Below are 24799 nucleotides of genomic sequence, written 5' to 3'. Positions count from 1 at the left end.
AATCAATTTTTGGGGAAGGGGATGAGGCCGTCATTGGCCTCGGTCAAAGGCTGCGGTGTGCCGCCGCCGGGTTGGACAAAAAGGAACGAGTTGGAAAAACCATTGTTGCGGAGGATGTGGCGTTCTTTGTCGCTGGCCGGGTGCTCGTTTAAGATGCTCACACCGATCTCGCATTCGCCCACTTCGTTGCCTTCGATCAGGCAGGTACTGGAGTTGAGGAGATCAAACGCTTTGCTGACCCGGGTGATGCGATTGCCACGGGCGATGCAGCCCTTGGAGAAGTTCCAGAAACCGATCGCCTGCGTGCCGCCATCTCGAAAGCTGCAGCGTTCGATGACTCCCCCTTCCGTCCGGTGGAAGAGAACGCCACTTCCTGAAAAGTTTTGCAGCAGGCAGTCGCGGAGAGTGATGTCCTTGAAGGGTGCGTCTGACGGTGCCGCCATGCCATCCACCAGGATCAGTTCGGCCACTTGGCTTTTGTTTTCCAAGGCTCCATCCAGGGTGAGATTGGCGATTTCCAGGGTTTCACAACCCCCTGTGAGGGTAATCAGGTGCGTGGGCTGGGAGGGTGCTGGCTGGGGCCGCAGCTTCAGGATGCAGCGCTCCTTGTTCACTCCACGGAGGGCCAGTTTTTTGGCCTTGTTGAGGATGAGCCCCTGGTCCAGGACATGCGTCCCTTCCGGCACGGTGACGATGCCTCCACCTGCCTGGATGGCTTCGTCAATCCATTGCTGGAGCGGCGGTGCCTCCCCGTGTATGAGGGGGCAGAAGGCGAGTGCCAGCAGGGCGAAAAAAGGGCGCATCCATACCTGTCGCACTCGGAAGGGCACTTCTTGCGTGCGGGGAGACTACTTCTTGATCTCGATGAACTTGCCAGCCACGCCCCAAGCGATGTCTTCACGCGGAAGGATGCCATCTCCACCGATGTAGAACTTGCTGGCCACGAGGTAATTATCCCGCTGAACGCCGCCCTTTTTGGTGCCTGAAACGAGATCTGCCACGGCAAGACCCACGGTGCCTGGGAGGCCTTCTTTTTGGCGGATGTATTCGCGGTAAGAAGCTTCGTTGGGATTGGTGACTGCCAAGCCAATGGCGACGATGGTGGGGAGGAGCAAGGGGAGCTTCATGTCCGTATCATGCACAAGGCTGGGCTGAAGACCAAGCTCTAAATCGTCACGAATCCGCTGGAGTCATGGGCGGGTCATTTTGCGCTTCAGCTTCTTCAGCAGCTCTGGATTCCCCTCCAACTCTTCCATGAGCAAAGTCAGCACATCAAGGGTCTGGCGACTGATGTGATGCTCCATACCTTCCACATCGTGGTGTACGGTATCCGCATCCAGACCGAAGGTGGAGAGAAGACGGGTGAGCACCTCATGACGACGGGCGATTTCCTGGCCTATTTTGCGTCCTTCTTCTGTCAATATGACCCCGCGATAGCGTTCATAAACCAAGTAACCTTCCGCATCCAGTTTCTGGATCATGTTGGTCACGCTGGCTTGAGAGATGCTGAGATTTTGGGCAATGTCCACCACCCGCGCGTAGCCCTTTCCTTCGATCAGATTGTGAATCTGCTCCAGGTAATCCTCAATGGCCGGGGAATGGACATGGGCGGTGGGTTCTTTGCGCTTGGCGGGCATCGCTGCACCCATAGCAGCAGGCAGGAGGAAGGAAAAATGGATTTCCATCCCCCAAAAAACAAAAACTTAGTCCAGGCTAAGTTTTATTTGCGCTATAGGCTGAGCTGATGAATTTAGCCGAGACTAACTTTATCATGTCAGCCAATCTTCATGTTTTATCCCTCGTCTGGCTCAGCACACTCGGTGGTTTAGCAGGCACCCCAGTGGCTCTGTCCTCGGCCACGCCGGAAGTCCGCCCCATGAGCACGGATCGCCCAGATACCACGGAGTCTGCCTACACAGTGCCAGCAGGGATGTTTCAGGTGGAGATGAGTTTCTTCGATTACAGCCGAGATACCTTCGAGGGTGAGCGGGTGGAGTCCTGGGCCCTGGGGCAGATGAATGTGAAAGCAGGGCTGGCGGCGGATCTGGATCTCCAGGTGGTTTTTAACAGCTATGAAGAAGTGCGCGTGAAAGGAGCCGCAGGTGCCGATCGATTCTCTGGCTTTGGAGATGTGACGGTGCGCCTGAAAAAGAATCTCTGGGGCAATGACTCAGGGCAGACGGCCTTGGCACTGATGCCTTACGTCACCCTCCCCACAGGTGCGGAAATGAGTTCCGAACTGTGGGAGGGAGGGCTGATTGTGCCTCTCGCCATCTCTTTGACAGAGCGCCTTAGCCTGGGGCTGATGGCGCAGGTGGACATCACGCAGGACGTGGAAACAGGGGGGCAGGATCTGGAGTGGCTGCACTCCGCCACCTTGGGCATCAGCCTCACGGAAACGTTAGGCATGTATGTGGAGTTGGTCGGCATCGCTGGAGAGGATGCAGACTACATCGCGCTTTTTGATGCCGGGCTGACTCTTGCTGTGACGGATAATTGCGTCTTCGATGCCGGGGTGCGCATTGGCTTAAATCGTCCCGCTCCCGATTTTGGCGTCTTTTCGGGTGTGAGCTTTCGATTCTAATCTGATTTTATGAAACATCGCCTTGTTCTTCTCCTAACAGCCACGCTGTTGGTCTCTTGCGGTCCCTCTTCGGCCCCTTCTAACGACGGCCGTAAAAGGATCCTGACTACGTTCACCATCATCCAAGACATCGCACAAAATGTGGCTGGAGATGTGGCCATCGTTGAGTCCATCACCAAGCCGGGTGCTGAGATCCATGATTACGAACCTACACCCCTGGATCTGGTGAAGGCGCAGCGGGCAGATCTGGTGCTGTGGAATGGCATGGGCCTGGAACGGTGGTTTGAAAAATTCCTCCAGCAGGTGAAGCATGTCCCCAGTGTGGTGCTGACCCAGGGGATCGAGCCCATCGGCATCGGAGAAGGGCCCTACACTGGCAAGCCGAACCCGCATTCCTGGATGTCACCCGCCAATGCCGTGATCTATGTGGAAAACATCCGCCAGGCCCTGGTGAAAATGGACCCGGTTCATGAGGCTACCTACAATGCAAATGCCGCTGCCTATACCGAAAAACTGCGGGCCGTGGATGAACCCGTGCGGAAAGCGCTGGAAGCCATCCCTGCCGATCAACGTTGGCTCGTTAGTTGCGAAGGAGCCTTCTCTTATCTCACCCGGAACTACGGCATGAAGGAACTCTATCTCTGGCCCATCAATGCCGATGAGGAAGGCACCCCGCAGCAAGTGCAGAAGGTGGTGGATACGGTGAAGGCCCAGCGCATCCCCGTCGTTTTTTCGGAAAGCACCGTCAGTGATAAAGCCATGCGCCAAGTGGCCAAAGAAACGGGCGCGCGGTATGGTGGCGTGCTGTATGTGGATTCATTGACGGGTGACGAAGGCCCTGCGCCGACGTATCTGAAATTGCTGCAATACAATGCCGACACGATGGTGAAGGCATTTACCGCCCCTTGATCCCATGCCTCCTGCCTCCTCGCCCATCTCTGTCGAAGTTGCCGATGTGACTGTGGCGTATGCCAATGGACACATCGCGCTGAGAGATGCTTCCTTTCTCCTGAAGGCGGGGACTATCTGCGCCCTGGTGGGAGTGAACGGCAGTGGGAAGAGCACCTTGTTTAAAGCCATCATGGGTTTTTTAAAACCCGCGAAAGGGCAGGTGCGCATCGCCGGAGATACCGTGCTGGCTGCCCGCCGAAACAAACTGGTGGCCTACGTGCCACAGAGTGAAGAGGTGGACTGGAGCTTTCCCGTCAGTGTCTGGGACGTGGTGATGATGGGCCGTTATGGGCACATGAATTTCATGCGGATCCCTCGGGCGGAGGACAAACGCATCGTCCAGGATTGCCTGGAGCGCGTGGGCATGGAAGCTTTTAAAGAGCGGCAGATCGGTGAGCTTTCTGGCGGGCAAAAAAAGCGCGTCTTTCTCGCCCGCGCCTTGGCCCAAAAGGGGCGCATCATGATGCTGGACGAGCCCTTTACCGGCGTGGATGTGCAGACGGAGACGGCGATCATCGAGCTCTTGCGAGCCCTGCGGGAAGAAGGGCACATCATTTTGGTTTCCACGCATAACCTCGGCAGCGTGCCTGAGTTTTGTGACCAAGTCGTCTTGATCAATCGCACCGTATTGGCCTACGGGCCTACGGATTTGGTGTTCACCGAGCAAAATCTAACGCATGCCTTTGGTGGCGTGCTGAGGCAGTTCCACTTCGAGCAGTCCACCATCCAGGAGCACGATGGTCGCACTGTGAAACTCCTGACGGATGATGAACGTCCTCTGGTCTTCGGGAAAGATGGGCACCTGGAATACACCGACCGACAGGGCCGGGAGCACCTCGTCCGAGAACGCGCTAAGGAGGTGGGAGAATGAGCGAATGGCTCACCCCCTTTCACTATGAATACATGGTGAAGGCTATCCTCGTCAGTGGCCTCATCGGGGGTGTTTGCGCCTTTTTATCTTGCTTTGTTACCCTCAAAGGGTGGTCGCTCATGGGGGATGCTCTTTCGCATGCCGTGGTACCGGGGGTTTCGTTGGCTTGGCTGATCGGCTTGCCCTTTTCGGTCGGAGCCTTTTTTGCCGGGGTCCTAGCTGCCCTGGGCATGGGCTGGGTGAAGGCCAATTCCCGCCTGCGGGAAGATGCGGTCATTGGCGTGGTCTTCACCACTTTCTTTGCCCTGGGGCTGCTGCTGCTAACTCTTTACCCGAGCAATCTAAACCTTCGTACCATCATCTTTGGCAATATTTTGGCCATCTCAGATCCAGATATCCTTCAGGTGCTGGTGATCTCGGGTCTCTCCATTTTGGTTCTAGGGCTGAAGTGGAAAGACCTCATGCTGTACTGCTTTGATGAAACGCATGCGCGGAGCATCGGCCTGAACACTCGCTTTCTACATTTGCTGCTGCTGTCCCTGCTTTCTGCCACAGCAGTCGCGGCTTTGCAGACGGTGGGGGCCTGCCTCGTCGTGGCCATGCTGGTAACCCCCGGGGCTACCGCTTATCTGCTCACAGATCGCTTCGGTCGCATGCTCTGGATTGCGACCGGCACAGGGGCAGTGTGCGGAGTGCTAGGGGCGTACGTCAGCTACTTTCTCAATGGCTCCACCGGCGGGTGCATCGTGGTTCTGCAAACAGCAGTGTTTTTGATCGCTCTCGTCCTGGCTCCTAAACACGGTTTGTTAGCTGCCCGTCATCAGCGTCATCTTGCAGCTTCATCGTCATGAATTGGTACGAGCCTTTTCTCTACAGCTTTATGAACGAGGCGCTGCTGGTGGCAGCGCTCGTCGGGGCTGTTTGTGCGGTGTTATCCTGTTACTTGGTCCTCAAAGGTTGGTCGCTCATGGGGGATGCCATCTCTCATGCCGTGCTACCGGGGGTGGTGGTCGCGTATTTAGTCGGGCTGCCGTTACCGGTGGGGGCATTTGCATCGGGCTTGCTTTGCGCCACCGCGACGGGTTGGATCAAAGCCCACAGCCGGATCAAGGAAGACACCGTCATGGGCATTGTTTTCACAGGGCTGTTTGCTTTGGGACTGGTGATGTTTTCCAAAGTCCAGTCAGAGCTGCATTTGAACCACATCTTGTTCGGCAATGTGCTCGGTATTGAGCGAGCGGACATGATCCAGACCCTCATCACTGCCGGAGTGACTTTGGTGATCCTGCTGCTACTGCGCCGGGATCTGCTGCTTTTTTGTTTTGATCCCACCCATGCCAACGCCATCGGCTTGAACACGCGGGTCATTTACTATGTTTTTTTATCGCTCCTGGCTGCCACCATTGTGGCCTCCATGCAGGCCGTGGGCATCATTCTCGTGGTGGCGATGCTAGTGACGCCTGGTTGCACAGCCCGGCTGCTGACAGATCGGTTTGACCGCATGTTAATGCTAGCGGCAGCCTCGTCCGTCCTGGCCAGTTGCCTGGGAGTTTACGTGAGTTTTTTCATCAATGGCTCCACGGGGGCCTGCATCGTGCTGGCGCAGGCCTTGTTTTTCACCGTCGCTTTCATTTTTGCGCCCAAGCATGGTTTAATCGCTGCCCGCAGAGGTGTTCAAAGGCCAGTTCAGTGACTTTTTAGGCCCTTAGAAGCTGAAAACGCGAAAACAATCACTTGCCAGATGGAATTCGGCGGTGCACTATATTGGCCCGTTTCAAAAGAACGGAATGACACTCCTGAGTAGCTCAGCGGTAGAGCGGGTGGCTGTTAACCACTAGGTCGTAGGTTCGAACCCTACCTCAGGAGCCACAAATCACATGGCAGTGTAGCTCAGCGGTAGAGCAGAGGACTCATAAGCCTTTGGTCGGCGGTTCAAATCCGCCCCCTGCCACTCCTTTTAACTTTAGGAGAGATGTCGCTCAGCTGATGGGTCGGGGCCATTTGCAAATAAAGCGAGATCAATTGGGCTAAAAGAGATTGCTCCTTGCCCTGTAGCTGCTTCATTGAACGCAGATGAAAGCCGCCTCGCGCATCTTGCTCGTTGCTGCCCTGATGATTTCCATCGGGCTGCATTGGGCTGTCATGCAGTCAGCGGCTTGGGTGGGTATGGCGGTCACTTATTCGGTGAAAACGGGTTCCGTCGTTCAGGGACTGAGCGATACGTTTGATGGTGAGCATGCCTGTCCTCTCTGCCACATGGTTAAAGAGGGGACCAAAGATCCTCAGCCCAACGATGACTCGGTTCCCACGAAGATGGTGAAGGAGTTGAAGCTGCATCTCGCCGTTGCCTCCATCCCGAAGTTTGTTTTTCAGAAGTTGCCGGGAATTGAATGGATCACGATATCCCAGACCGGCCATGCACGCCCTTTCACGCCTGAATCGCCACCGCCACGAAGCGGGGTTTTGGCCTAACTCACCCGCCTGAAGATGACATCATCTCCGTGATGATGCCACGCATCGCACAGTGATGAATGAGTGATTGGGGAGATTACTTTGGGGCTGCTCGATAGGCTGTGCCCTTTGTCTCTCACTCTCAGGCCATCCTTAAAGTTAGGCCGTTTTTTGGTCACTCCATTGTCTCTTTTCGCGCCCCTGGGCGTGCTCCTTTCCCGGAGAACAGAGCATGGTTTCCGCTAGTTTCCATGTTCCGGGAGGTCCCTGTCTGGCCGTTTCCAGGCAGGGGCCATCGGGTGGATCTAATCGCCCTTGAAAGTTTTCTTCAGAAGCTCTGAAAAGCGCGGTCAACCCCTGTTTTAGTGACGTAAACAATTCTCGAATTTTCTCTCCATTCATGAAACACGTGGCTCGCCTCCTCATCGTGGTCGCCCTGATGGTCTCCATCGGGCTACCTTGGGGCGCTTTGCAGTCAGTGGCTTGGATTGGTATGGCTTTGACATACTCGATAGAAAAGGGATCCGTGGTGGAGGGGCTGAGTGATACTTTTGATGGGGCGCATCCATGCCCGCTCTGCCAGGCAGTTTCGGCAGGGCAAAAGGAGGAAAAAAAACAGGAACAGGACAGTGGCAGCGCCCAGAAAAAGAAATTGGAGATGCTGTCTGTCTGCCAGATCCATTGGTGGCGACCCAAGCTGCCGACGATCAAATATCCCTGGTTAGACCAAGTGTGGAATGGGGTGGCTTCTGCGCCGCCTTTGCCACCTCCGAGGTTGGGGTAAGCAGTGCGCGGGACATGACTCCTGCATCCTGACTTTCACTCTTTGCCCAACTGACGCGGGGCATCTGCTTAGCCGGCAGGTGACCTTCAGGTGTCTAATTCAATCTTTTATTCCATGCTTTCATTCATTCGTTTCTCAATCATTGCGGTTTGTTCTCTCCTTTTATCTCCCTCCCCTGCACAAGATGCCACTGCTGGTCAGACGGTGTATATGCAGGTCTGTTTCGCTTGTCATCAGCCTACGGGTTTGGGGCTGCCAGGCATGTTTCCTCCCCTAGCTAATTCGGACTGGGTCACTGCGGCTAAGTCGGATCGCCTGATTCGCATTGTACTTCATGGCATCACGGGGCCTATCCAACTCAATGGCCAGCCTTTCAATTCACCTGCGCCTATCATGCCAGCACAGGGCACCTTGAGTGATGACCAGATCGCCAATGTACTGACCTACGTACGATCCAATTTTGGCAATAAAGCCGGTGCCGTCACCGCAGCCGAAGTGAAGGCCATCCGTGAGGCAGAGAAAGCCCGCACTACCATGTGGACCCAGGCTGAATTGGAAAAAATTTCTGTGAACTGAACCATGGCATCGCATCCATCTTCTTCGGGTCTGCCTAAATGGCTGACTCATGTATTGACCTATGGTTTTGGTTTTGGACTAGCCGGTTTCGTCTTGTTCTGGGTTGGTGCTTTTGTGATGGGGGTTTTTGAGCACTCTCGTCCTAAGCAGGCAGAACCCGTGCTTGAAAGTGCTGCTGTAGCGGAGAGCGCGCCTGTTCTTGGTGCAGATGCAGCCACTGCGGCACCTGCACCGGTTGTTCCTGTCTCCAATGCGGTTGCAGTAGCACCTCCGCTGTATCAGGAAGGACAAGTCATCTACACAACGATCTGTGGGGTGTGTCATCAGCCCACAGGGCTGGGGCTGCCCAACATGTTTCCGCCGTTGGTGGGATCAGATTGGGTGAAAGCTCCTTCGCCGGAGAGACTGATACGCATTTTGCTTCATGGTTTTCAGGGGCCAATTCATATCAATGGACAGCCTTTTTCAACTCCAGCGGCAGTGATGCCTCCTCAGGGAGCATTACCGGATGAGAAAATCGCTGCTGTGCTCACTTACATTCGCCACAGTTGGGGTAACGCTGCCTCTGCGGTAACAGCTGAACAGATTCAAGCCGTACGGCAGGCAGATAAGGACCGAGTGGGGATGTGGACTGAGGCTGAATTGCTCAAGGTTCCCGCAGAAGCCAGAAATCCATAGAGGCCATGTCTGTTCCTTACATTCGCTTGCATCTAGCTAACGGTCACAAGCCCTCGGGAGGTCGGGGGCGCTTGTCGGTCCTATGTTGTTTGTTGGTGGTGATGTTTATGAGCAGCTCCTTCGCGGTGTTAGCCCGACTAGCCCCGGCGCCGGAAAATAAACCTCCAACGGGTTCTTCATCTAGAAGTGAGTATCTGACACAAGGCGGTTTGATCTATCGTCGTAGTTGTCAGATGTGCCATGGGGAGGGTGGTCTTGGGAAGAGTGCATTAGGACCCGCGTTGCTGGAATCAATTTGGCTACGCACGTGTAGTGCAGAGCAAATCAGTGCGGTGTTGCTTTATGGGGTCATGGGACCGCTGCCGGGAACGCAAGCGAGGCACCCGATCATGCCGGGTTTTGGGAACTGGCTCAGTGATGCCGAAGTGGCGGATGTGGCGGCTTACACCGTCCAGATATGGGGGCGGCGTCATCTGCCTGTTTCTCCTCAGTTGGTGGCATCCATCCGTGCTGAGCACGGGAAAAGGCAAAAACCCTGGACTCTAGATGAACTCCAAAAGCGCTACCCTTCTGGCTCAACATGGCCATTGGCAGGCAATCTTTGAGGTGATGAAACAGCGCGCTACACATTCTGATCAACGCTCTTTCCGGGGGCTTATACTTGGGGGTATCCTCCTCGCGATGGGTCTTTGCGTGGGAGCAAATGCGTTGTTTGAGCAGTCTTTACCTCTGAAGTCTCTTCCTGTACTCACCAAGGTCCAAGCAGATTTGGTCGCGACCGAGAGAACTGGACGCTCCGTGAAGTTTTCCGATCTTAAAGGAAAAGTGGTGGTGTGTGCCTATCTCTACACAGTCTGTCCCCATGGCTGTGCAGCGATCACGGCACAGATGCAGCTTTTGTTGAAGAGGTTTGGTGAGCGTGCAGACTTTCATTTGCTATCTGTCGCCATCCATCCGGATCGAGATACACCTGCGCTTTTGACAAACTACGCTGAGGCAGTGGGGGCCAAGCCTGATTCACCCTGGTGGTTCGTGACCGGCGAGCAAAAAAGCCTCTGGAATTTTATGACTCAAGAGCTCCACCTGGAGCCCGCCAAGGCTATTCCAGAGGATGAGCGGGTAAATCCATTGGACCACTATGAGCATGATTTGCGCATGGTACTAATCGACCGCCAAGGACAAGTGCGTCGGTATTACTCGGTCTACCATCCTCAGCCGGAGATCGCCGCGCTGATGTGCGAAAACCTTCCTCAAGATGTGCAGCGGCTGCTTGATCACCCGGAGCTATAATCCTATGAAATATCTGCTTTTATCTACCCTTTGGTTAGCTGGCCCATGTTTAGCGGCAGAGCCGAGCTTTGTTTATCAAGGCGAGGTGGCGGGTCTATTCTGCAGTGCGTGCTCCGCGCATGTGAAGTCATCACTGATGACGATCAAAGGCGTGAAGGAGGTGAAGATCAAAATGGCACCTGAAGGGCAGTTGCCGAAGCTCACTCTCATTGCCACAACAGATCAACTCACGCGTGAGGATGCGGTGAGGGCCTTGGGGGACAAGGCTAAAAGCTTCGATGTCCGCACGCTGAATCTGGTCAGCCCAACCAAGATGCCCCCTGTCCGCCCATGAAATTTCCTTTCCTTCGCTCTCTCCTTTCTCTGGCTTTCTGTGTGTGGATGCCGGCGTTTACCCAGGCGGCTTTTGAGCATGCTGAGGCACGCCATACGCATCCGATCTGTCTGACGCCTGACGGCACGCGGCTGCTGGCGGTGGATTCTATCAATGCTCGGTTGAGTGTTTTTGATGTGACGGGCGCCGGTGTGCCTGTGCGTGTGGCGGAGATTCCCACGGGGTTGGAGCCCGTTTCGGTGCGGGCACGCACGAATGATGAAGTGTGGGTGGTCAATGAATTGAGTGACAGCGTCTCCGTCATCTCGCTGACTCAGGGGGCGGTGCTGGCGACTCTGAGCGCGGCGGATGAACCTGCGGATGTGGTCTTCGCTCAAGGTAAGGCCTTCGTCACCTGCGCCCGAAACAACAGCATGCGCATCTTTGATGTGACCACGCGTCAACTGGTGGCGACGGTTCCTTTGGAGGGGCTGTATCCGCGGGCACTGACCACGAGTGCGGACGGCAGCAAAGTGTATGCTGCTTTTTTAGATTCGGGCAATGGCACAACCATCTTGCCTAAAGGTGCGGCTCCGGCCCAGCCTGTCCCTCAAAACCCGAATCTTCCGGCACCGCCACAGACGGCTCTGATCGTTCCCGCAAATGATCCTCGTGTCAGTCATTTCACTCTGGACCATGATGTGGTGGAGATTGATGCGGTGACTCACAGCATCCTTGGTTATGCTTCGGGTGTAGGCACGACGCTGTTTGATCTGGCTTTTCGCCCAGGGTCTGGAGATCTCTGGGTGGGCAATACGGAGGCCCTGAATTTGGTGCGATTTGAGCCCAATCTCCGAGGTCATTTCGCCGAGAATCGGGTGACCCGTATTGCTGCAGGAACGGGCGTGGTGATGGCTTTTGATCTCAATCCAGGCATTGACTACCAGACGCTGCCCAATGCTGCCGCGCAGGCGACGGCTTTGGCTCAACCAGCGGCGTTGGTTTTTAGCGGCGATGGCAGCGTTTTGTGGATCGCGGCCTTTGCCTCGGATCGCATTGCCAAAGTGAATGCGGAAGATGCATCCGTGCAGTCACGGGTGGATTTGCGTATCGGTGCAGACACTTCCTCCGCAGCAATGCGAGGGCCCCGCGGTCTGGCCTTGGATGAAGCCGGCCAGAGATTGTTTGTTCTGAATAAACTCTCGCACACCATTAGCGTGGTTTCGACGGCGACTCTCGCCGTGGTGAATGAGCTGCCCATCGCTGCATTCAACCCGATGCCCGCCGCCGTCAAAGCAGGGCAGGGATACTTGTTTGATGCGCGTTTGTCTGGCAATGGGACGGTGTCCTGTGGCACCTGCCATTTTGATGCGGATCGAGATGGACTGGCGTGGGATCTGGGAGATCCGGGTGGGCAGATGATGACGGTGCTAGGGGCGAATCTTTCCGTGCATGACAATGCACCGCGTCCGCGCGTGATGCACCCGATGAAAGGGCCGATGACGACCCAGACCCTCCGTGGCATGCAGGGAGGAGCCCCTTTCCACTGGCGGGGTGACCGGGCGACCATTGCCGCATTCAATCCGACTTTCGATCTCTTGATGGGAGGGCAGCAGATTGATGAAGAAGACATGGCGGACCTAACTAAGTATTTAGAAAGCATCGTCAATCACCCCAATCCGAATCGCAATAACGACCGCAGTTTGCCGACTGCCTTTGGCAACGGCAATCCGGTGATGGGTCGCGATTTGTACAACAATCACACGAAGTCGCACTGTGCCGTTTGCCATCTTCTCCCAAAAGGAACCGACAATAACATTGACCTACCCCAGGAAGTGGGCGCGAGCCAACCTCTGAAGACGCCGCCACTGCGCACGCTGTATCAGCGCATGTTTTATAATCCCCGAGCAGGCGCGGAATCCCTGAGTGGCTTCGGCATGCTGCATGATGGCAGTGGCTTTGTCCTTCCCATCGTGCACCCCTACGTTTTGGACAATCTGGATTTGGCTGAGCTGAGGCACGTCACGGCATTTTTGCAGTGCTTTGATACCGGGGTGGCACCTGCGGTGGGCATGAGCACGACGGTGAACGTTTCGAATCGGAACCAAACCAGCGTCACAACGGTGTTGAATCTGCTCGAAGCTCGCGCTGCGGTGGATCCTGCGGACTGTGACCTGATCGTACGCGGTAAAGTGGGGGGGCTGGAAAAAGTTTACCAGTTCAGTCCAGGGCCTAAAACCTACCGCAGTGAAAAGGCGAGCGAAGGCAGCCTAACCAGAAGTGCGCTACTGTCCTTGCTGGAGGGCAGTGATTCAGTTTCCTTTTTGGGGACATTGCCAGGAGCGGGCCCACGCCTGAGTGTGGATGAAGATGAAGACGGTTTCCTCAATGGTGATGACCCCAATCCTGGTCTGAAGGATGGTTTACCAACGATCACCCAAGAGCCTGTGGACCGTGCGGTTCCTCCTGGCGCAAATGTGAGCCTGACTGTCCAGGCTGAAGGGCTGGGACTTAACTACCAGTGGTATAAGGGCACGCAGCCAATCCCCACGGGGAAAGAAGCGACGCTCACCCTCACTGCGGTGACGACGGCTGATGCTGGCAACTACAGCGTCCAGGTGCAGAATGCCTCCGGTAACCGTACCAGTCGGGTGGTGAAGCTGGAGGTCTATCCAGCCCCATTGATCACAGCACACCCGCTGTCTATCACGGTGAAAGAGGGACAAAGCGCCACGTTCACCGTCACAGCAACCGGCAGTGGACTGACTTACCAATGGCATCGTGGCACTGCCCCTGTGGGTGGTGCAACCACACGTACTTTAGTTCTGAATGGAGTGAGTGCAGCGGACATTGGCACTTACAATGTGGTCGTCAGTAATGGTGCGGGCAGCGATACCAGCGAGGAAGCCACTTTGAGTGTGCAGTTAAAACCCGTGATGAATCCTTTGGATCTTGCATCGGCCATCATTGGACAAGACTATTTTGAAACAGTGAGTGCTACTCAGCAGCCCACTCGTTTTACCATCACTGGATTGCCGCCTGGTCTGAAATACGATGCTAGTACTGGGGTCATCAGCGGACGCCCCACGGTGAGCAAAAGATACCTCGTTAAGGCCACGGCAACGAATGCTGCTGGCACGGGGCCACAGGTTTCGCAGGAGCTGACGGTGGAGCCTTTCCCAGCTCAGTTAATCGGCACCTATGACGGTATTTTGCCACGAAACTTGGGGATGAACGGCCTTTTGGGAGGTCGGCTAAAACTCACCGTTGCCAAAACAGGTGCTTATTCAGGTTCGCTGAGCTTGGGCCTGGTGACATATGCCTTGAAGGGAGCTTTGAAGGTGCTGCCGGATGAAGATCCCACCCACGAATTGTTCGTGAAGCGCAAAGGGAAATCCGACCTTAAAGTCACACTCAGTCTGGGTCGTGAAAGCCGCATGGTGACGGGAGAGGTCGAGGAGGAGGGAACTACCTTACCTTTAGCTGCACGTCTGCCGGACGTAGAACTCAGCCGTTACACGGGCAATTACACCCTGGCATTGAATCTGAGCGAGGGGGATCAGGGGCAGCCGCACATTCCCCAAGGTCATAGCCACGGGGCCTTTAAGGTTTCCACAAAGGGGGCGGCCTCGGGGGTGATTTTCCTGGCCGATGGCACAAAGATGACCTTCGCGGCGCCTATCGCTGAGGGAGGACATCTACCCTTCCACAGCCTTCTCTATGCCAAGACAGGTTCCGCACAGGGACTTTTAAAATTGGGTGCCGATGTCATGCACAGGCTCGCAGTGGGCAGTGAGGTGTCTTGGTTTAAACAAACTCAGGCGCGTTTTTCACGGCTGTATCCGCAGACTTTTGGTCCATTGAATCTAGGCGTCATCGGCGGGATTTACACCATCCCCTCCACCACTCAGATTGCGATGAATCTGGAAGCGGGCGCGGGCAATGCACGCCTCGTTTTTGCCCGAGGCGGAGCACCAGATGCTGCGACGCGGCTGAACCTGGAGGCCCTGGAGATCCAGCCAGGCAGTCCAGCTAAGTTGGTGTTCCCAGCGAGTAACCCAGGTCTGGTTAAACTCACCGTGACACCCGGAAAGGGAACCGCCTTCACAGCAGGAGGAACGGGCGTGTTCAAAGGAAGCTTCAGTCTTTCGGATGTGGATACTAGCCTGCCGTCTAACAAGCTATTGAAACGCGCAGCTACCTTCAGTGGCAGTTTTGTGGACGATGGCACTTCGGTCAAAGGCTATGGCTTTTTCATCCTGGCCCAGATGCCAACGGCAGAGCCGAAGACCACCGCCACCACCAGCCCCCAACTTTCCGGAAGCGTCCTTCTTGAGGCTGCTTCCCCATGATTCACTAGCGGAAAATAAACACGTAACCCAGACCTCACTGAGATCCATAGACCCTAGAGTCCTCATAACTCACATGAAAAATAAACGCTATTTCTTTAACCAGCTCTTGTCGGGCGCGGCGCTCCTCGTGGGCACCGTGACCGCGTCAGCGCACATCGGTTATTCCGGCCGCGACTTCGGCACGGTGTTGCCGAATGCGGCCCCTATCACGATTTCAGATCAAGCCGTGACCAGCAATTTTGGTTGGGCAGATGGGACGGATGCCGACTTTGGTGACAGTCATAAGCTGCGCGCCTTTCGCTTCAATCTTTCGGCTCCAGGCTATGTTACTATCACCTTCAGCGGCTCTACTAATGGTGGCACCAAGGATGGCAGCATCAAACCTGGCTTCTCAGTCTTCCAGGGCCTAGCTCACCTTGCCCCCATCACCAATGCGCCCGGCAGTGCAGACCATGATGGCTCTGCCATCAGCCAGGCTTATCTCGCGACTCTCGGTGGAGTGGCGAAGGAGGGGGTGTTCCAGTCTCTGGCAGACTGGCGGGTTGGCGGCGACAACCAGACGGGACCTGTTTTTAACTTCGATGCAGCGGATGGTCTGAGCACGTTTGTGTTTAAAGGCTATGCCGTGGATGGTGATTCCAGCCTGTTCGGGGATGTTCCTGGAGTGGTCGGAGATGGCAATGCTGATGGCACCGTTACCAAGTCGTTTTTCCTGCCTGCGGGTGATTTCTCCATCTTTGTGGGCGGCGCCCATTACGCGGGCCAGTCGCCAACACCGGATGCGACTTCCTACGGGCTTGTCGGGACCATTTCGGTCTCGAGCTCTTATGTCGCTGGAGATCCAGCAGCAGGAGGCATCGGCTATCAGCACCAGATCGACCTCGGGTCGAAAAGCTCCGTGAGTTTCAATGGTCACGTGGGTGCGTGGAGTTGGGAAGACAACGCCCTCTTTGATGCCGAGGCTGGAGAGCCACCCGTGGGCTGGACACATACCTCCAACTGGGCTGCCGTTCGTCTGCAAAAAGACACGATCTTGACCGTCACCATGACGAGGGATGCTAACGTGCCTTGGCCAAGCTCAGAGTTGCCTTATCGCCGTGCAGATACGGCATCCATGTTTCCTTCTCTCACGCTTTATCGCGGCTGGGATAACGATGGTGGCGATCACCACAGCTACAACAACCGGGGGAATATTGATTGGGCAGAAGACCTCCAGTATGCCGATCATGTGGATAACTCCACGGAAGAAACCATCACCCGTACTTGGTTCTTGCCAGCCGGGGATTATACCTTCGCGCTCGGCAGCAACGCACCTGCAACGAATACGAATCGGCAGGGTTACAGCATCACTTTTAGTTCGCAGCCTTCTGGCGCTGTAGACCCGGTGCCGAATACTTATCCAGAGCCGGATTACATCGGCACAGGTGGGGTGGGTTATGCGCACACCATCCTCGCAGGCAAAAATGAAAGCGGGAGCGTTTCCGGCCTCGTCGGCGCATGGAGTTGGGAAGACAATGCTTTGTTTGGCAATGACGGTCAGGGCACGGAGCCCGTCGGCTGGACGCACACCTCCAACTGGATAGCGCTTCGTCTTGAAACCCAGACTGTGTTCACCATCACGGTTGAGCGTGATGCCACAGTGCCAGATCCGACCACCGAAGAACCTGAGCGGCTGGCGGATACCAGCTCCCTGTTCCCTAGCTTCACGCTTTACAAAGGCTGGGATAACGATGGCTCTGACAATCACACCTATAACAATCGGGGTAATGTCGCTTGGGCAGAGGACATCACTTATCACGACCATTTTGACAACAGCACGGAGACAACGATCACCCGCAGTTATTTGCTGCCCGCTGGTGAATACAGCATTGTTATCGGTAGCAATGCCCCGGCGACGAATCCAAACAACCAGGGTTACAAAGTGAGCTACAGCACGAGTTCACAAGCCAAGATTGATCCTGTGGTAGGAGATGAAGGCATCGGTTACACCTTTACGGTCCTTGCTGGGGCAGGTGAAACAGGCAGCTTTAGCAGCCATGTCGGGGCCTGGAGCTGGGAAGACAATGCGCTCTTTTCTCCCGGTCAGCCACCAGTGGGCTGGACGCACACCAGCAACTGGCTGGCTCTGAAACTGGAAGAGGACGTGTATTTCTCCCTGACCGTAGAGCGCGATGCGACGGTGCCATGGCCAAGCCTAGCGGCCCCTGACCGTAAGGCGGATACGAGCAGCATGTTCCCCAGCCTCACGCTTTATCGTGGCTGGGACAACGATGGCGCAGACCTGCATACCTACAATAATCGCGGCAATGTGCTTTGGGCAGAGGATATCCGTTATGTGGATCATGTAGATAACTCCACCGCTGACAAAATCACTCGCACGTGGCGTCTGCCAGCGGGAGAGTACAGCCTCGCGCTGGGCAGCAATGCCCCGGCTAACAATGCCCTGCGCCAAGGTTACAAAGCCACTTACAAAACCACCTCAGCCGCTAACATCCTCGCGGGCGATCCTGCCGAAGGTGGTATCGGCTACGCGCATGTCATCAGCGTGGGTCGTGGGGACAGTGGCAGTTTCTCCAATCATGTGGGGGCCTGGAGTTGGGAAGACAATGCGCTTTTTAACGAAGCGAATGGAGACGCACCTGTGGGCTGGACGCATACTTCACGCTGGGTAGCCGTGCATGTGAAGGATAACCTGACCCTGAACCTCACGGTGAGCCGTGATGCCAACGTCGCCTGGCCGAGCACGCAAGAGCCGAACCGTCTGGCAGATACGAGCAGCATGTTCCCCAGCTTTACCCTCTGGCGCGGCTGGGACAATGACGGCACCGATAGTCATACCTACAACAACCGTGGCAACGTCGCTTGGGCTGAAGACATCACTTACTTCGATCATTATGACAATTCCACGGCAGGAACGATCACTCGGTCCTACACCCTGACACCTGGCTACTACACCATCGCCGTGGGTAGCAATGCTCCTGCAAATAACAGTCTGCGCCAAGGTTTTAACTTTGCATGGACGACAGGTATCCCCGCTGTGATCGCACCTGTGATTACCCAGCAGCCGAAGTCGGTAGAATTGGTCGCTGGTAAAACAACCACGCTGAGTGTCAAAGCCATCGGTCCCAATCTTTCCTACCAGTGGAAACGCAACGGCAAGCCCGTCGAAGACGGTGCCGCAACTACGCTCGTGATTGAGGAAACGGCCTTGAGCGATGCTGGCAATTACACAGTGGAAGTACGCAATGCTGCGGGCTGGGTCCACAGTGTTCCTGCAACCGTCGCGGTCATTGCTGCGCCTGTGGTGAATGATTTTGATATTCCTGATCTCATCATCGGCCAGCCTTTCCAGCTCACACTCGGGGCTACGAATAACCCCGTTTCCCTGACGGTGAAAGGGCTGCCGCGCGGACTGAGCTTTGATAACAAGAGTCGCACCATCAGTGGCCGCCCACAGGTGGTTGCCACATCCGTGACCGTTGAGGTCGTGGCTGCCAACAGGGCAGGTAAGAGTGAACCCGTGACAGATACCTTTGCCATCACGGCATTGCCGACGGGCATCCATGGCAGCTTCACAGGTCCATTGGGCCGTGATGCGTCCATCAATGGCCTCCTCGGTGGAGCCGTCAAATTTCAGGTCACTGCGACGGGGGGCTTGACGGGAACAATCACTCTGGGGAGCAAGGCACACAAGGTCGCTGCCCTGCTGGATACTTCGCTTGCTGCGCCTGCAACGAGTCTTAACCTGCCACGTCCAGGCCAAGCGGCGCTTCAGGTTTCCCTGCGAGTAGATTCGGCTGCTAAGGCTGTCTATGGCGAGGTCACAGACGGTAGCACAGTGCTGCCCTTCATTGCACGCCAGCCGCTCAGCCCAGCCGGTGCCTATGCAGGCGACTATACCCTGGCTCTGTTGCAGGATGAAACGAACCTGGATGATGTGTCCTTGCCACAAGGGTCCAGCATCGGAGCCTTCAAGCTCGCCCCAACAGGAGCCGCCACAGGGGTGGTCGTCTTGGCAGATAACACCAAGTTGACCTTTGGTGGGCCGCTGGAGCAGCATGGTCATTTGACGGTCTTCGGCGTGCTTTACAAAGGCATGGGTTCCCTCCTGGGGGCCTTCAGCATCGAAGCTCCTGTGACTGTGGGTGAAAACAGCGCGACCTCGGGAAATCTGGCCATGTCAGAGTTCTCATGGTTCAAAGGTGCGGTGGCCAAAGACCGAGCCTATGCCCAGGGTTTTGGCCCGCTTGAGCTGGAAGTCGTTGGTCGTAAGTACATCACACCTGCAAGCGATGAGTTAGCCCTGGGTGCCCAGGCAGGACCGGGCAATGCCAAGATCAGCTTCACAGATGGCGGCGCTCCAGACCCAACCACGAGGCTGGATCTGGACACCCTCGAGATAGGTCTGAAAACGACCAAGATCACCGAACCCAACCCAGCTAAAATCAAGCTCACCGTCGTCGCGGGTGCACCTGGTAAATTTGTACCAGGAACCAGTGGTTCTTTCAAAGGGACCTTGGAGTTGACAGATACGGACACCACCGTCACGCCCAACAAGCCGCTGAAACGCCCAGTCAGTTTCCAGGGCATGATTGTTGACGATGGTGAAAGCTTAAAAGGCTACGGATTCTTCCTGCTGCCCCAGATGCCTACTCTCAGTCCGCTCACCACGGTCAAGACATCGCCCATTCTCTCGGGCGGCGTTTGGTTGGAAGCTGTGCAAAACATTGAATAATACCTAACTAACTGTGGAAATGACGAAGGAACCATCCATGAAGAACATCTGTGTAGAAGTCTGCATGGACCCCAAATTTCTAAGGCTCAGCCTTGGATTCAGGGCCTTCGTCATTTCCTCTCTTTTTGCTCTTACATGTCTGGTTCCTGGGAATGTCCTAGGCCATCATGGACGGGACTTTATCCTTGTACAGGACAGTGCCATTCCCGCTCCATTGAGTGGGGTCGCCATTGCAGGCTATGAATGGCAGCGGGATGGAGACACGGATTCTTTCTCCACGGAGCCAGGTTTTTTCATCGGCCTTGCCTCATCACTCGCCTTTGGATTATCGGCGGGTTTTTCAGATGAAAGTGGTGACTGGAATTACACCGGCATCACACCTCAGTTTGTTATTTCTCTGATACCTCCCACCGGGCCCACAAACTTTAGGGCCGGACTATGGGCGGGATATGAATTTGCTGAACGGCCCGACGATTCCCACACAGGCAGTGTGGGTGCGCATTCTCATTCACCTGGTTCCGGCCCCGATGCCGGCGGCCCTGTGGCCCCGCATAGTCATGGGGGCGGAGGGCATGACCATGGGTCCCATGGTGGCATTCATCGGCATGGGGAGAGTGGTTTTTACTCCCGCCTCATTTTAGAAAGTGACATCACAGAACGCACACGTGCTGTGGTGAACCTCGTCAGTTTTGTTTCCGGTCAGGGGGGCGGCCCTGGGTTTGGCTATGCAGCGGGATTGAGATGTGAGATCCATCATGATCTTTCTCTAGGGGTGGAAGCCATCGGAGACTTTCGCAGTTACGGCAGCTCCCATGAGATTTTGCTGACCACCATGGTGGGCCTGCCAAAGCATTTGTCTCTTCGTTTAGGCGTGGGTGGGGGCCTGACTCGGGCCAGTCCTGACTTCACGCTGCATACCAGTTTCTTGTGGAGATTTTAGCGGGGTCGAAGGTGAGTGTGACGGGAAAGTTTGTGTGATTAGGCGGCTTTAGCGGTAGCTTACCAAACTGGATTAACATGAAGTGTGAAAAATTCGTCACGTTCCAGAACGTCGATTTTGTCACGCTAATCACGTCGCTAAAGGTTAGCAGGGTGCTTTTTATGGAGGCTCGTTACTATGAGCTCCCCCCGAATTTCGATCGCCGCTAACAATCCTGTGCGGCTGGCCTGCTGGCTGGCTTTGTTAGCCCTCGTGGCCCTGTTGCCAGTGTCTCTCCGGGCACAAATGGAGTTGCCGCCGCCTTCCACTCAGTTTGGCACCTTGATTGTTCGCCAGAATGATAACCTGAATACTTCGACATCCATCACGATGTTTCGTGGGCCAGGTGGCACCCTGCGTTGGGAGCCCGTGCCTTTCGCTTCCAGCCGGGCTGATTTTGGGATCAGCTTTCTCAATGAGAATGACTTTACCTCGGGTGCATTGATTTCTTCCGTGGCGGAAAATGGTCGTAACAACAATGCCTTTGGTGATACCATCGGGCAGTTTTATGCGACGACTTCGGTGGCCACGGCCGGTGGCGTGGACCCGCCCGTCGCTTACTTTTTTGCCACTGCCAGAGCAGCACAGGGCTCTGAGGTGAATGTGAACTTGTCGTTTGGTTATTTCCCGTATGATCTTTGGTTAGGCGGCACGGGCTGGATTTCAGATCGTGGCAATGGCTTGCCTTTAGATCGTTTTAACGGCAGTCCCTCGTTGGCTTTAGGCTCGAACCTGATTGATATCGGATCCGGGGTGACGTTGCTTGATCTCCGTTCAGCCGACCCCACAGCCACTCCCGCCAATGGGGTATTGCTGGTGAACCATGCGAAGAATGAGGACAATTATGCGGCTTCAGCGGCACAAGCGGATGGCACATGGCGCATCGGTGTGCGTGACAATGGCTCCAACGGCACAGGCACAGAGCAGGATCCAGTGACCTTCGTTTATTTCCCTGTGAGCAAGGTGGGAACGGAAAGATTGCAGGCTCTGGGCCGCGTGAACAGCGATGCAACGACGGATGTGGCAGGCGGTGATTTCAGTGTTACGAAGGGACCGACGGGTCAATGGTTTTTGAAGATCCCAGGGGGCAGTCCAGATACGGGGACTCTGATCATCAGCGCCGAAGGTGGTGCAACGAACAACTCGGATAACATCGTCTCCTTCCAGTGGGATCCAGTCAATGCTCGATGGATCATTGAAAGCCGCGATATCGTCAGTGCCACCGCACTGCCAGTGCTGGAGAACGGCGCAACGGCGGGGGAAGACATGTTTAGCTTTGTCTTTTTCTCCGCCCCGATTCTGCCTGATATCCTTGTCACTTCGCCGACGGAGGGACAGATTTTCACCAGCCCGGCGTCCTTCACGGTGACTGCTGATGCCTCTGACTTTAACGGCAATGTGGCTCAGGTGGAGTTCTTCCGAAATGGAGCTTTCATTGGCATTGATACCACAGAACCTTACACGATTGAAGAGACCGGCCTGGATGGTGGACGCTACATTTACGTGGCACGTGCGACGGACAATGATGGATTGGCCCCGACCAGTACGCCTGTGACAGCGGTAGTGCGCACAGATCCGCTGAACCCACCCCTTCAGACCGCTCTGTTTTTTGATGGTCTGGTGGAGCATGTCGCCACGAATCCTTCCCCGCAGTTGGGGGTCGGTGGCCCTCCGACCAAAGGGATGACTCTTGAGGCCTGGTTCCGTAAAGAGGGCCTCGGGGCTACGGCGGGCTCAGGCTCGGGTGGCATCACAGTGCAGCCCCTGTTTGCCAAAGGTCGAGGTGAATCCGACAACAATAATACGGATACCAACTATTTGGTAGGCGTGACTCAAGATGGCTTTTTGGCGGCAGACTTTGAGGCTTTCCCCACATCAGGTGTGGTCGCTGGGGGCGCAAATTTCCCCATCTTCGGCACGCATGAACCTATCCAGGACGGACGCTGGTACCATGCCGCAGTGACTTACGATGGTGAGAAAGGCGAATGGAAACTCTTCCTGGATGGTGTGCAGGTGGCTGCCCGGACCACACTTCCGGGCGTGATGCCTCGTTACGACAGCAATCATCGGTTTGCGATAGGTGCGGCACTTAACACCGCAGGGCAGCGTGCAGGGTCGTTCTTCGGGGCGATCGATGAAGTCCGTGTTTGGGACTATGCCCGCAGTCCTGAAGACATCGCTGCGACCAAGGATTCTTCGGTCGTTTCAGCCGCAGGGCTAGTGGGCCGTTTTGGTCTGGACGAAGGCACAGGAGCCGCAGTCGCGAGCTCTGTGGATTCACTCACAGGTGAAGTCAGAGGTCCGGTGGATGGCGATGGTCTCCCAGTTGTGGGTTGGCAGCCGCTGTGGGTGCCAGGTGCACCGTTGACGAATCAGGCCCCCTCTCTGACTCTACACACACCGAAGGCTAACCAAGTATTCCGCAGTGCTACGCCTATTCTTATCTCCGCAACGGCTGGAGACTTGGATGGTTCTGTGGTGAAGGTGGAGTTTTTCGACGGGGAGACAGAGTTGCAGGAATTTGCCCCGACTTCAGGCTCTTATCAGTTCCTGTGGTCAGGTGGCACGCCTGGCGTGCACGTCATCCGTGCAGTGGCGACAGATGACAAAGGCTCTGTGGCTGCACAGATGGTGAACATCACGTTGGTGGCTCCATCTGAGCTTGTGCTGACGGAGTTGCATTCGAACCCCTCTGCCACCGCCCCGGCGGGTGTGGGCGATTATTGGGAGCTAACAAACTTTGGTTCTACTGCCAAGGTGTTGGATGGCTATACTTGGCATGATTCTGGACGTAACCGCGCTGCGGCCTTGGCCTGGGCTTTGCCAGAAGGTACCTCCCTCGCACCGGGTGAGTCCGTGGTCTTTACAGCAGCGGCTCCAGAGGTGTTCAGAGCTTGGTGGGGATTGCCCCCGACTGCACGCGTTCTACAGTCTGTGGGTTCTCCTGGTTTGGGCGTGAACGATGGTGTTGTTCTTTATGACAACACCGGTGCAGAAGTTTTTTACTTCAGCTATGCTGCAGGTGGATTCACCCGCTCCAATGGGTTGCCATCTCTGGGTGGGCATGCAGGGGCTTCCGCAGGGGGCTTGGCGACGGAGGCTCTTGTCTGGGATCCAAATTCAGGCCGTGGTTTGCCACGTTACATGGCCGCAAGTAATGGTGTGAATGGCAGCGTCGGTGCCTCCACTGGCACCGATGTCGGCTCCCCTGGTGGGTCTTTTGGCTCTGGCATAGATCCAGCGACTTTGCTGCTGTTGCAGGTGGCTCCAGCTTCTTTCAGCGAAGGTGCAGGTGCGGCTGCCGCTGTGGGCACTCTTCAGCGTTACGGGAATGCGGAAGCTGACTTGACGGTGCAGTTGGTCTCCGGAGATACCACGGAGGCTACGGTGCCCGTGTCTGTGGTCATCCCTGCGGGACAATCTTCCGTGACCTTCGATGTGGCAGCGGTGAATGATGCTCTGGCGGATGGTACGCAGCAGGTGCTCATGGCTGGCACTGCACCGGGAGTTTCATTGGCGACAACAATCGCCTCCATTCAGGATGACGGCGACATTGCACCTCCGACGCTCTTCATCACCGAGATTCACTCCAGCCCATCGGATGCTTTAGGCGCTGCGGATTACTGGGAGCTAACCAATTATGGAACGAGCGTTTTGGATCTCAGTGGTTTCACGTGGGATGATGAAAGCCGTTTGTATGTCGAGGGCCAGGCCTGGGCCTTCCCAAATGGCACCAGCATCGCTGCAGGTGAGTCTATCATCATCACCACGGCAGATCCGGCTGCCTTCCGCACCTGGTGGGGGCTAGAGCCGACCGTTCAGGTGATTCAAACCGTGGGTGCCCCTGGTCTTGGGCAGAATGATGGGATCGCTTTGTTTGATAATACCGGGCGCGAGTTGTTCTACTTCAGCTATGCCGCTCAGAGCTTCTTGCGGCCAGATGGTAGCGGGGCGCTGGGTGGTCACGCAGGCGTTTCTGGCGGTGGAGCGACGACGGATGCTCTGGTGTGGGATGTTCCTTCAGGCTTGCAGTCCCCTCGTTATGTAGCGGCAGAGGTGGGGCTCTATCAGGCCTTCCAGGCACCGGGCGCCACCGATATCGGCTCTCCAGGGCGTGGCGCTGCGACGGTGCCCGTTTCCTTCACGCTGCAAGTGCTGCATGTGGGGGATGCGCAAGCCGGGTTACTGGCACCGCAGACCGCACCGAATGTCGCCGCCTTGGTGGACGCCTTTGA

19 protein-coding genes and 2 tRNA genes are annotated in these 24799 nt (G+C 55.9%); 18 read left to right on the top strand and 3 right to left on the bottom strand.

Annotated features, from left to right (window positions below):
* Positions 1 to 2 precede the first annotated feature (2 nt).
* From HNQ64_RS21625 to mntR, 3 genes are all read right to left on the bottom strand, one after another.
* Complete coding sequence (locus HNQ64_RS21625) at positions 3 to 803, bottom strand: right-handed parallel beta-helix repeat-containing protein (protein WP_184212730.1); 801 nt, start codon at positions 801 to 803, stop codon at positions 3 to 5.
* A gap of 45 nt (positions 804 to 848) precedes the next feature.
* The gene (locus HNQ64_RS21620; protein WP_184212729.1) at positions 849 to 1127 is read right to left on the bottom strand and encodes a hypothetical protein; all 279 of its coding nucleotides are present in this window, start codon (positions 1125 to 1127) and stop codon (positions 849 to 851) included.
* 63 nt (positions 1128 to 1190) lie between these two features.
* A complete protein-coding gene (gene mntR / locus HNQ64_RS21615) occupies positions 1191 to 1685 on the bottom strand; it encodes a transcriptional regulator MntR (protein ID WP_246431159.1) in 495 nt (164 codons plus the stop codon).
* 86 nt (positions 1686 to 1771) lie between these two features.
* Between mntR and HNQ64_RS21610 the strand changes: the two genes are divergently transcribed.
* The 18 genes from HNQ64_RS21610 to HNQ64_RS21525 all read left to right on the top strand — a co-directional run.
* Positions 1772 to 2584: a transporter gene (locus HNQ64_RS21610; RefSeq protein WP_184212728.1), complete on the top strand. Its 813-nt coding sequence runs from the start codon at positions 1772 to 1774 to the stop codon at positions 2582 to 2584.
* Positions 2585 to 2593: 9 nt separating this feature from the next.
* Entirely contained in the window at positions 2594 to 3493 is a 900-nt protein-coding gene (locus tag HNQ64_RS21605; RefSeq protein WP_184212727.1) for a metal ABC transporter substrate-binding protein, read from the top strand.
* A gap of 4 nt (positions 3494 to 3497) precedes the next feature.
* Complete coding sequence (locus HNQ64_RS21600) at positions 3498 to 4406, top strand: metal ABC transporter ATP-binding protein (protein WP_184212726.1); 909 nt, start codon at positions 3498 to 3500, stop codon at positions 4404 to 4406.
* The gene (locus tag HNQ64_RS21595) at positions 4403 to 5257 is read left to right on the top strand and encodes a metal ABC transporter permease (RefSeq protein ID WP_184212725.1); all 855 of its coding nucleotides are present in this window, start codon (positions 4403 to 4405) and stop codon (positions 5255 to 5257) included. The genes HNQ64_RS21600 and HNQ64_RS21595 overlap by 4 nt, the downstream gene beginning before the upstream one ends.
* A complete protein-coding gene (locus tag HNQ64_RS21590) occupies positions 5254 to 6099 on the top strand; it encodes a metal ABC transporter permease (RefSeq protein WP_184212724.1) in 846 nt (281 codons plus the stop codon). The genes HNQ64_RS21595 and HNQ64_RS21590 overlap by 4 nt, the downstream gene beginning before the upstream one ends.
* 101 nt (positions 6100 to 6200) lie before the next feature.
* Positions 6201 to 6275 (top strand) — tRNA-Asn (locus HNQ64_RS21585).
* Positions 6276 to 6285: 10 nt separating this feature from the next.
* Positions 6286 to 6357, top strand: a tRNA-Met gene (locus HNQ64_RS21580).
* Between the two features lie 122 nt (positions 6358 to 6479).
* Complete coding sequence (locus HNQ64_RS21575; RefSeq protein WP_184212722.1) at positions 6480 to 6878, top strand: hypothetical protein; 399 nt, start codon at positions 6480 to 6482, stop codon at positions 6876 to 6878.
* Positions 6879 to 7257: 379 nt separating this feature from the next.
* Positions 7258 to 7641 (top strand): hypothetical protein, encoded by a 384-nt coding sequence (locus HNQ64_RS21570; RefSeq protein ID WP_184212720.1) that lies wholly within the window; start codon positions 7258 to 7260, stop codon positions 7639 to 7641.
* A 114-nt stretch (positions 7642 to 7755) separates the two neighbouring features.
* Positions 7756 to 8217: a c-type cytochrome gene (locus HNQ64_RS21565; RefSeq protein ID WP_184212718.1), complete on the top strand. Its 462-nt coding sequence runs from the start codon at positions 7756 to 7758 to the stop codon at positions 8215 to 8217.
* Between the two features lie 3 nt (positions 8218 to 8220).
* Positions 8221 to 8895 carry a c-type cytochrome gene (locus HNQ64_RS21560; protein ID WP_184212716.1) on the top strand — a complete coding sequence of 225 codons (675 nt, stop codon included), beginning with the start codon at positions 8221 to 8223 and terminating at the stop codon, positions 8893 to 8895.
* A gap of 5 nt (positions 8896 to 8900) precedes the next feature.
* Positions 8901 to 9500: a c-type cytochrome gene (locus HNQ64_RS21555; RefSeq protein ID WP_343075916.1), complete on the top strand. Its 600-nt coding sequence runs from the start codon at positions 8901 to 8903 to the stop codon at positions 9498 to 9500.
* Between the two features lie 4 nt (positions 9501 to 9504).
* Positions 9505 to 10185 (top strand): SCO family protein, encoded by a 681-nt coding sequence (locus tag HNQ64_RS21550; protein WP_184212712.1) that lies wholly within the window; start codon positions 9505 to 9507, stop codon positions 10183 to 10185.
* 4 nt (positions 10186 to 10189) lie between these two features.
* A complete protein-coding gene (locus HNQ64_RS21545) occupies positions 10190 to 10519 on the top strand; it encodes a heavy-metal-associated domain-containing protein (RefSeq protein WP_184212710.1) in 330 nt (109 codons plus the stop codon).
* Positions 10516 to 14850 (top strand): immunoglobulin domain-containing protein, encoded by a 4335-nt coding sequence (locus HNQ64_RS21540; RefSeq protein ID WP_184212708.1) that lies wholly within the window; start codon positions 10516 to 10518, stop codon positions 14848 to 14850. The genes HNQ64_RS21545 and HNQ64_RS21540 overlap by 4 nt, the downstream gene beginning before the upstream one ends.
* A gap of 73 nt (positions 14851 to 14923) precedes the next feature.
* Positions 14924 to 19585 carry an immunoglobulin domain-containing protein gene (locus tag HNQ64_RS21535; protein ID WP_184212706.1) on the top strand — a complete coding sequence of 1554 codons (4662 nt, stop codon included), beginning with the start codon at positions 14924 to 14926 and terminating at the stop codon, positions 19583 to 19585.
* 37 nt (positions 19586 to 19622) lie between these two features.
* Positions 19623 to 20525, top strand: coding sequence for a hypothetical protein (locus HNQ64_RS21530; RefSeq protein WP_184212704.1), 903 nt, complete (start codon positions 19623 to 19625; stop codon positions 20523 to 20525).
* A gap of 177 nt (positions 20526 to 20702) precedes the next feature.
* A partial coding sequence (locus HNQ64_RS21525; RefSeq protein ID WP_184212702.1) for an Ig-like domain-containing protein occupies positions 20703 to 24799 on the top strand: 4097 nt, incomplete at its 3' end.

It is taken from the genome of Prosthecobacter dejongeii (genome assembly GCF_014203045.1).
GTDB lineage: Bacteria > Verrucomicrobiota > Verrucomicrobiia > Verrucomicrobiales > Verrucomicrobiaceae > Prosthecobacter > Prosthecobacter dejongeii.
The sequence above is the reverse complement of the archived record's forward strand: the minus strand, read 5'-3'. Positions and strand labels throughout refer to the sequence as shown.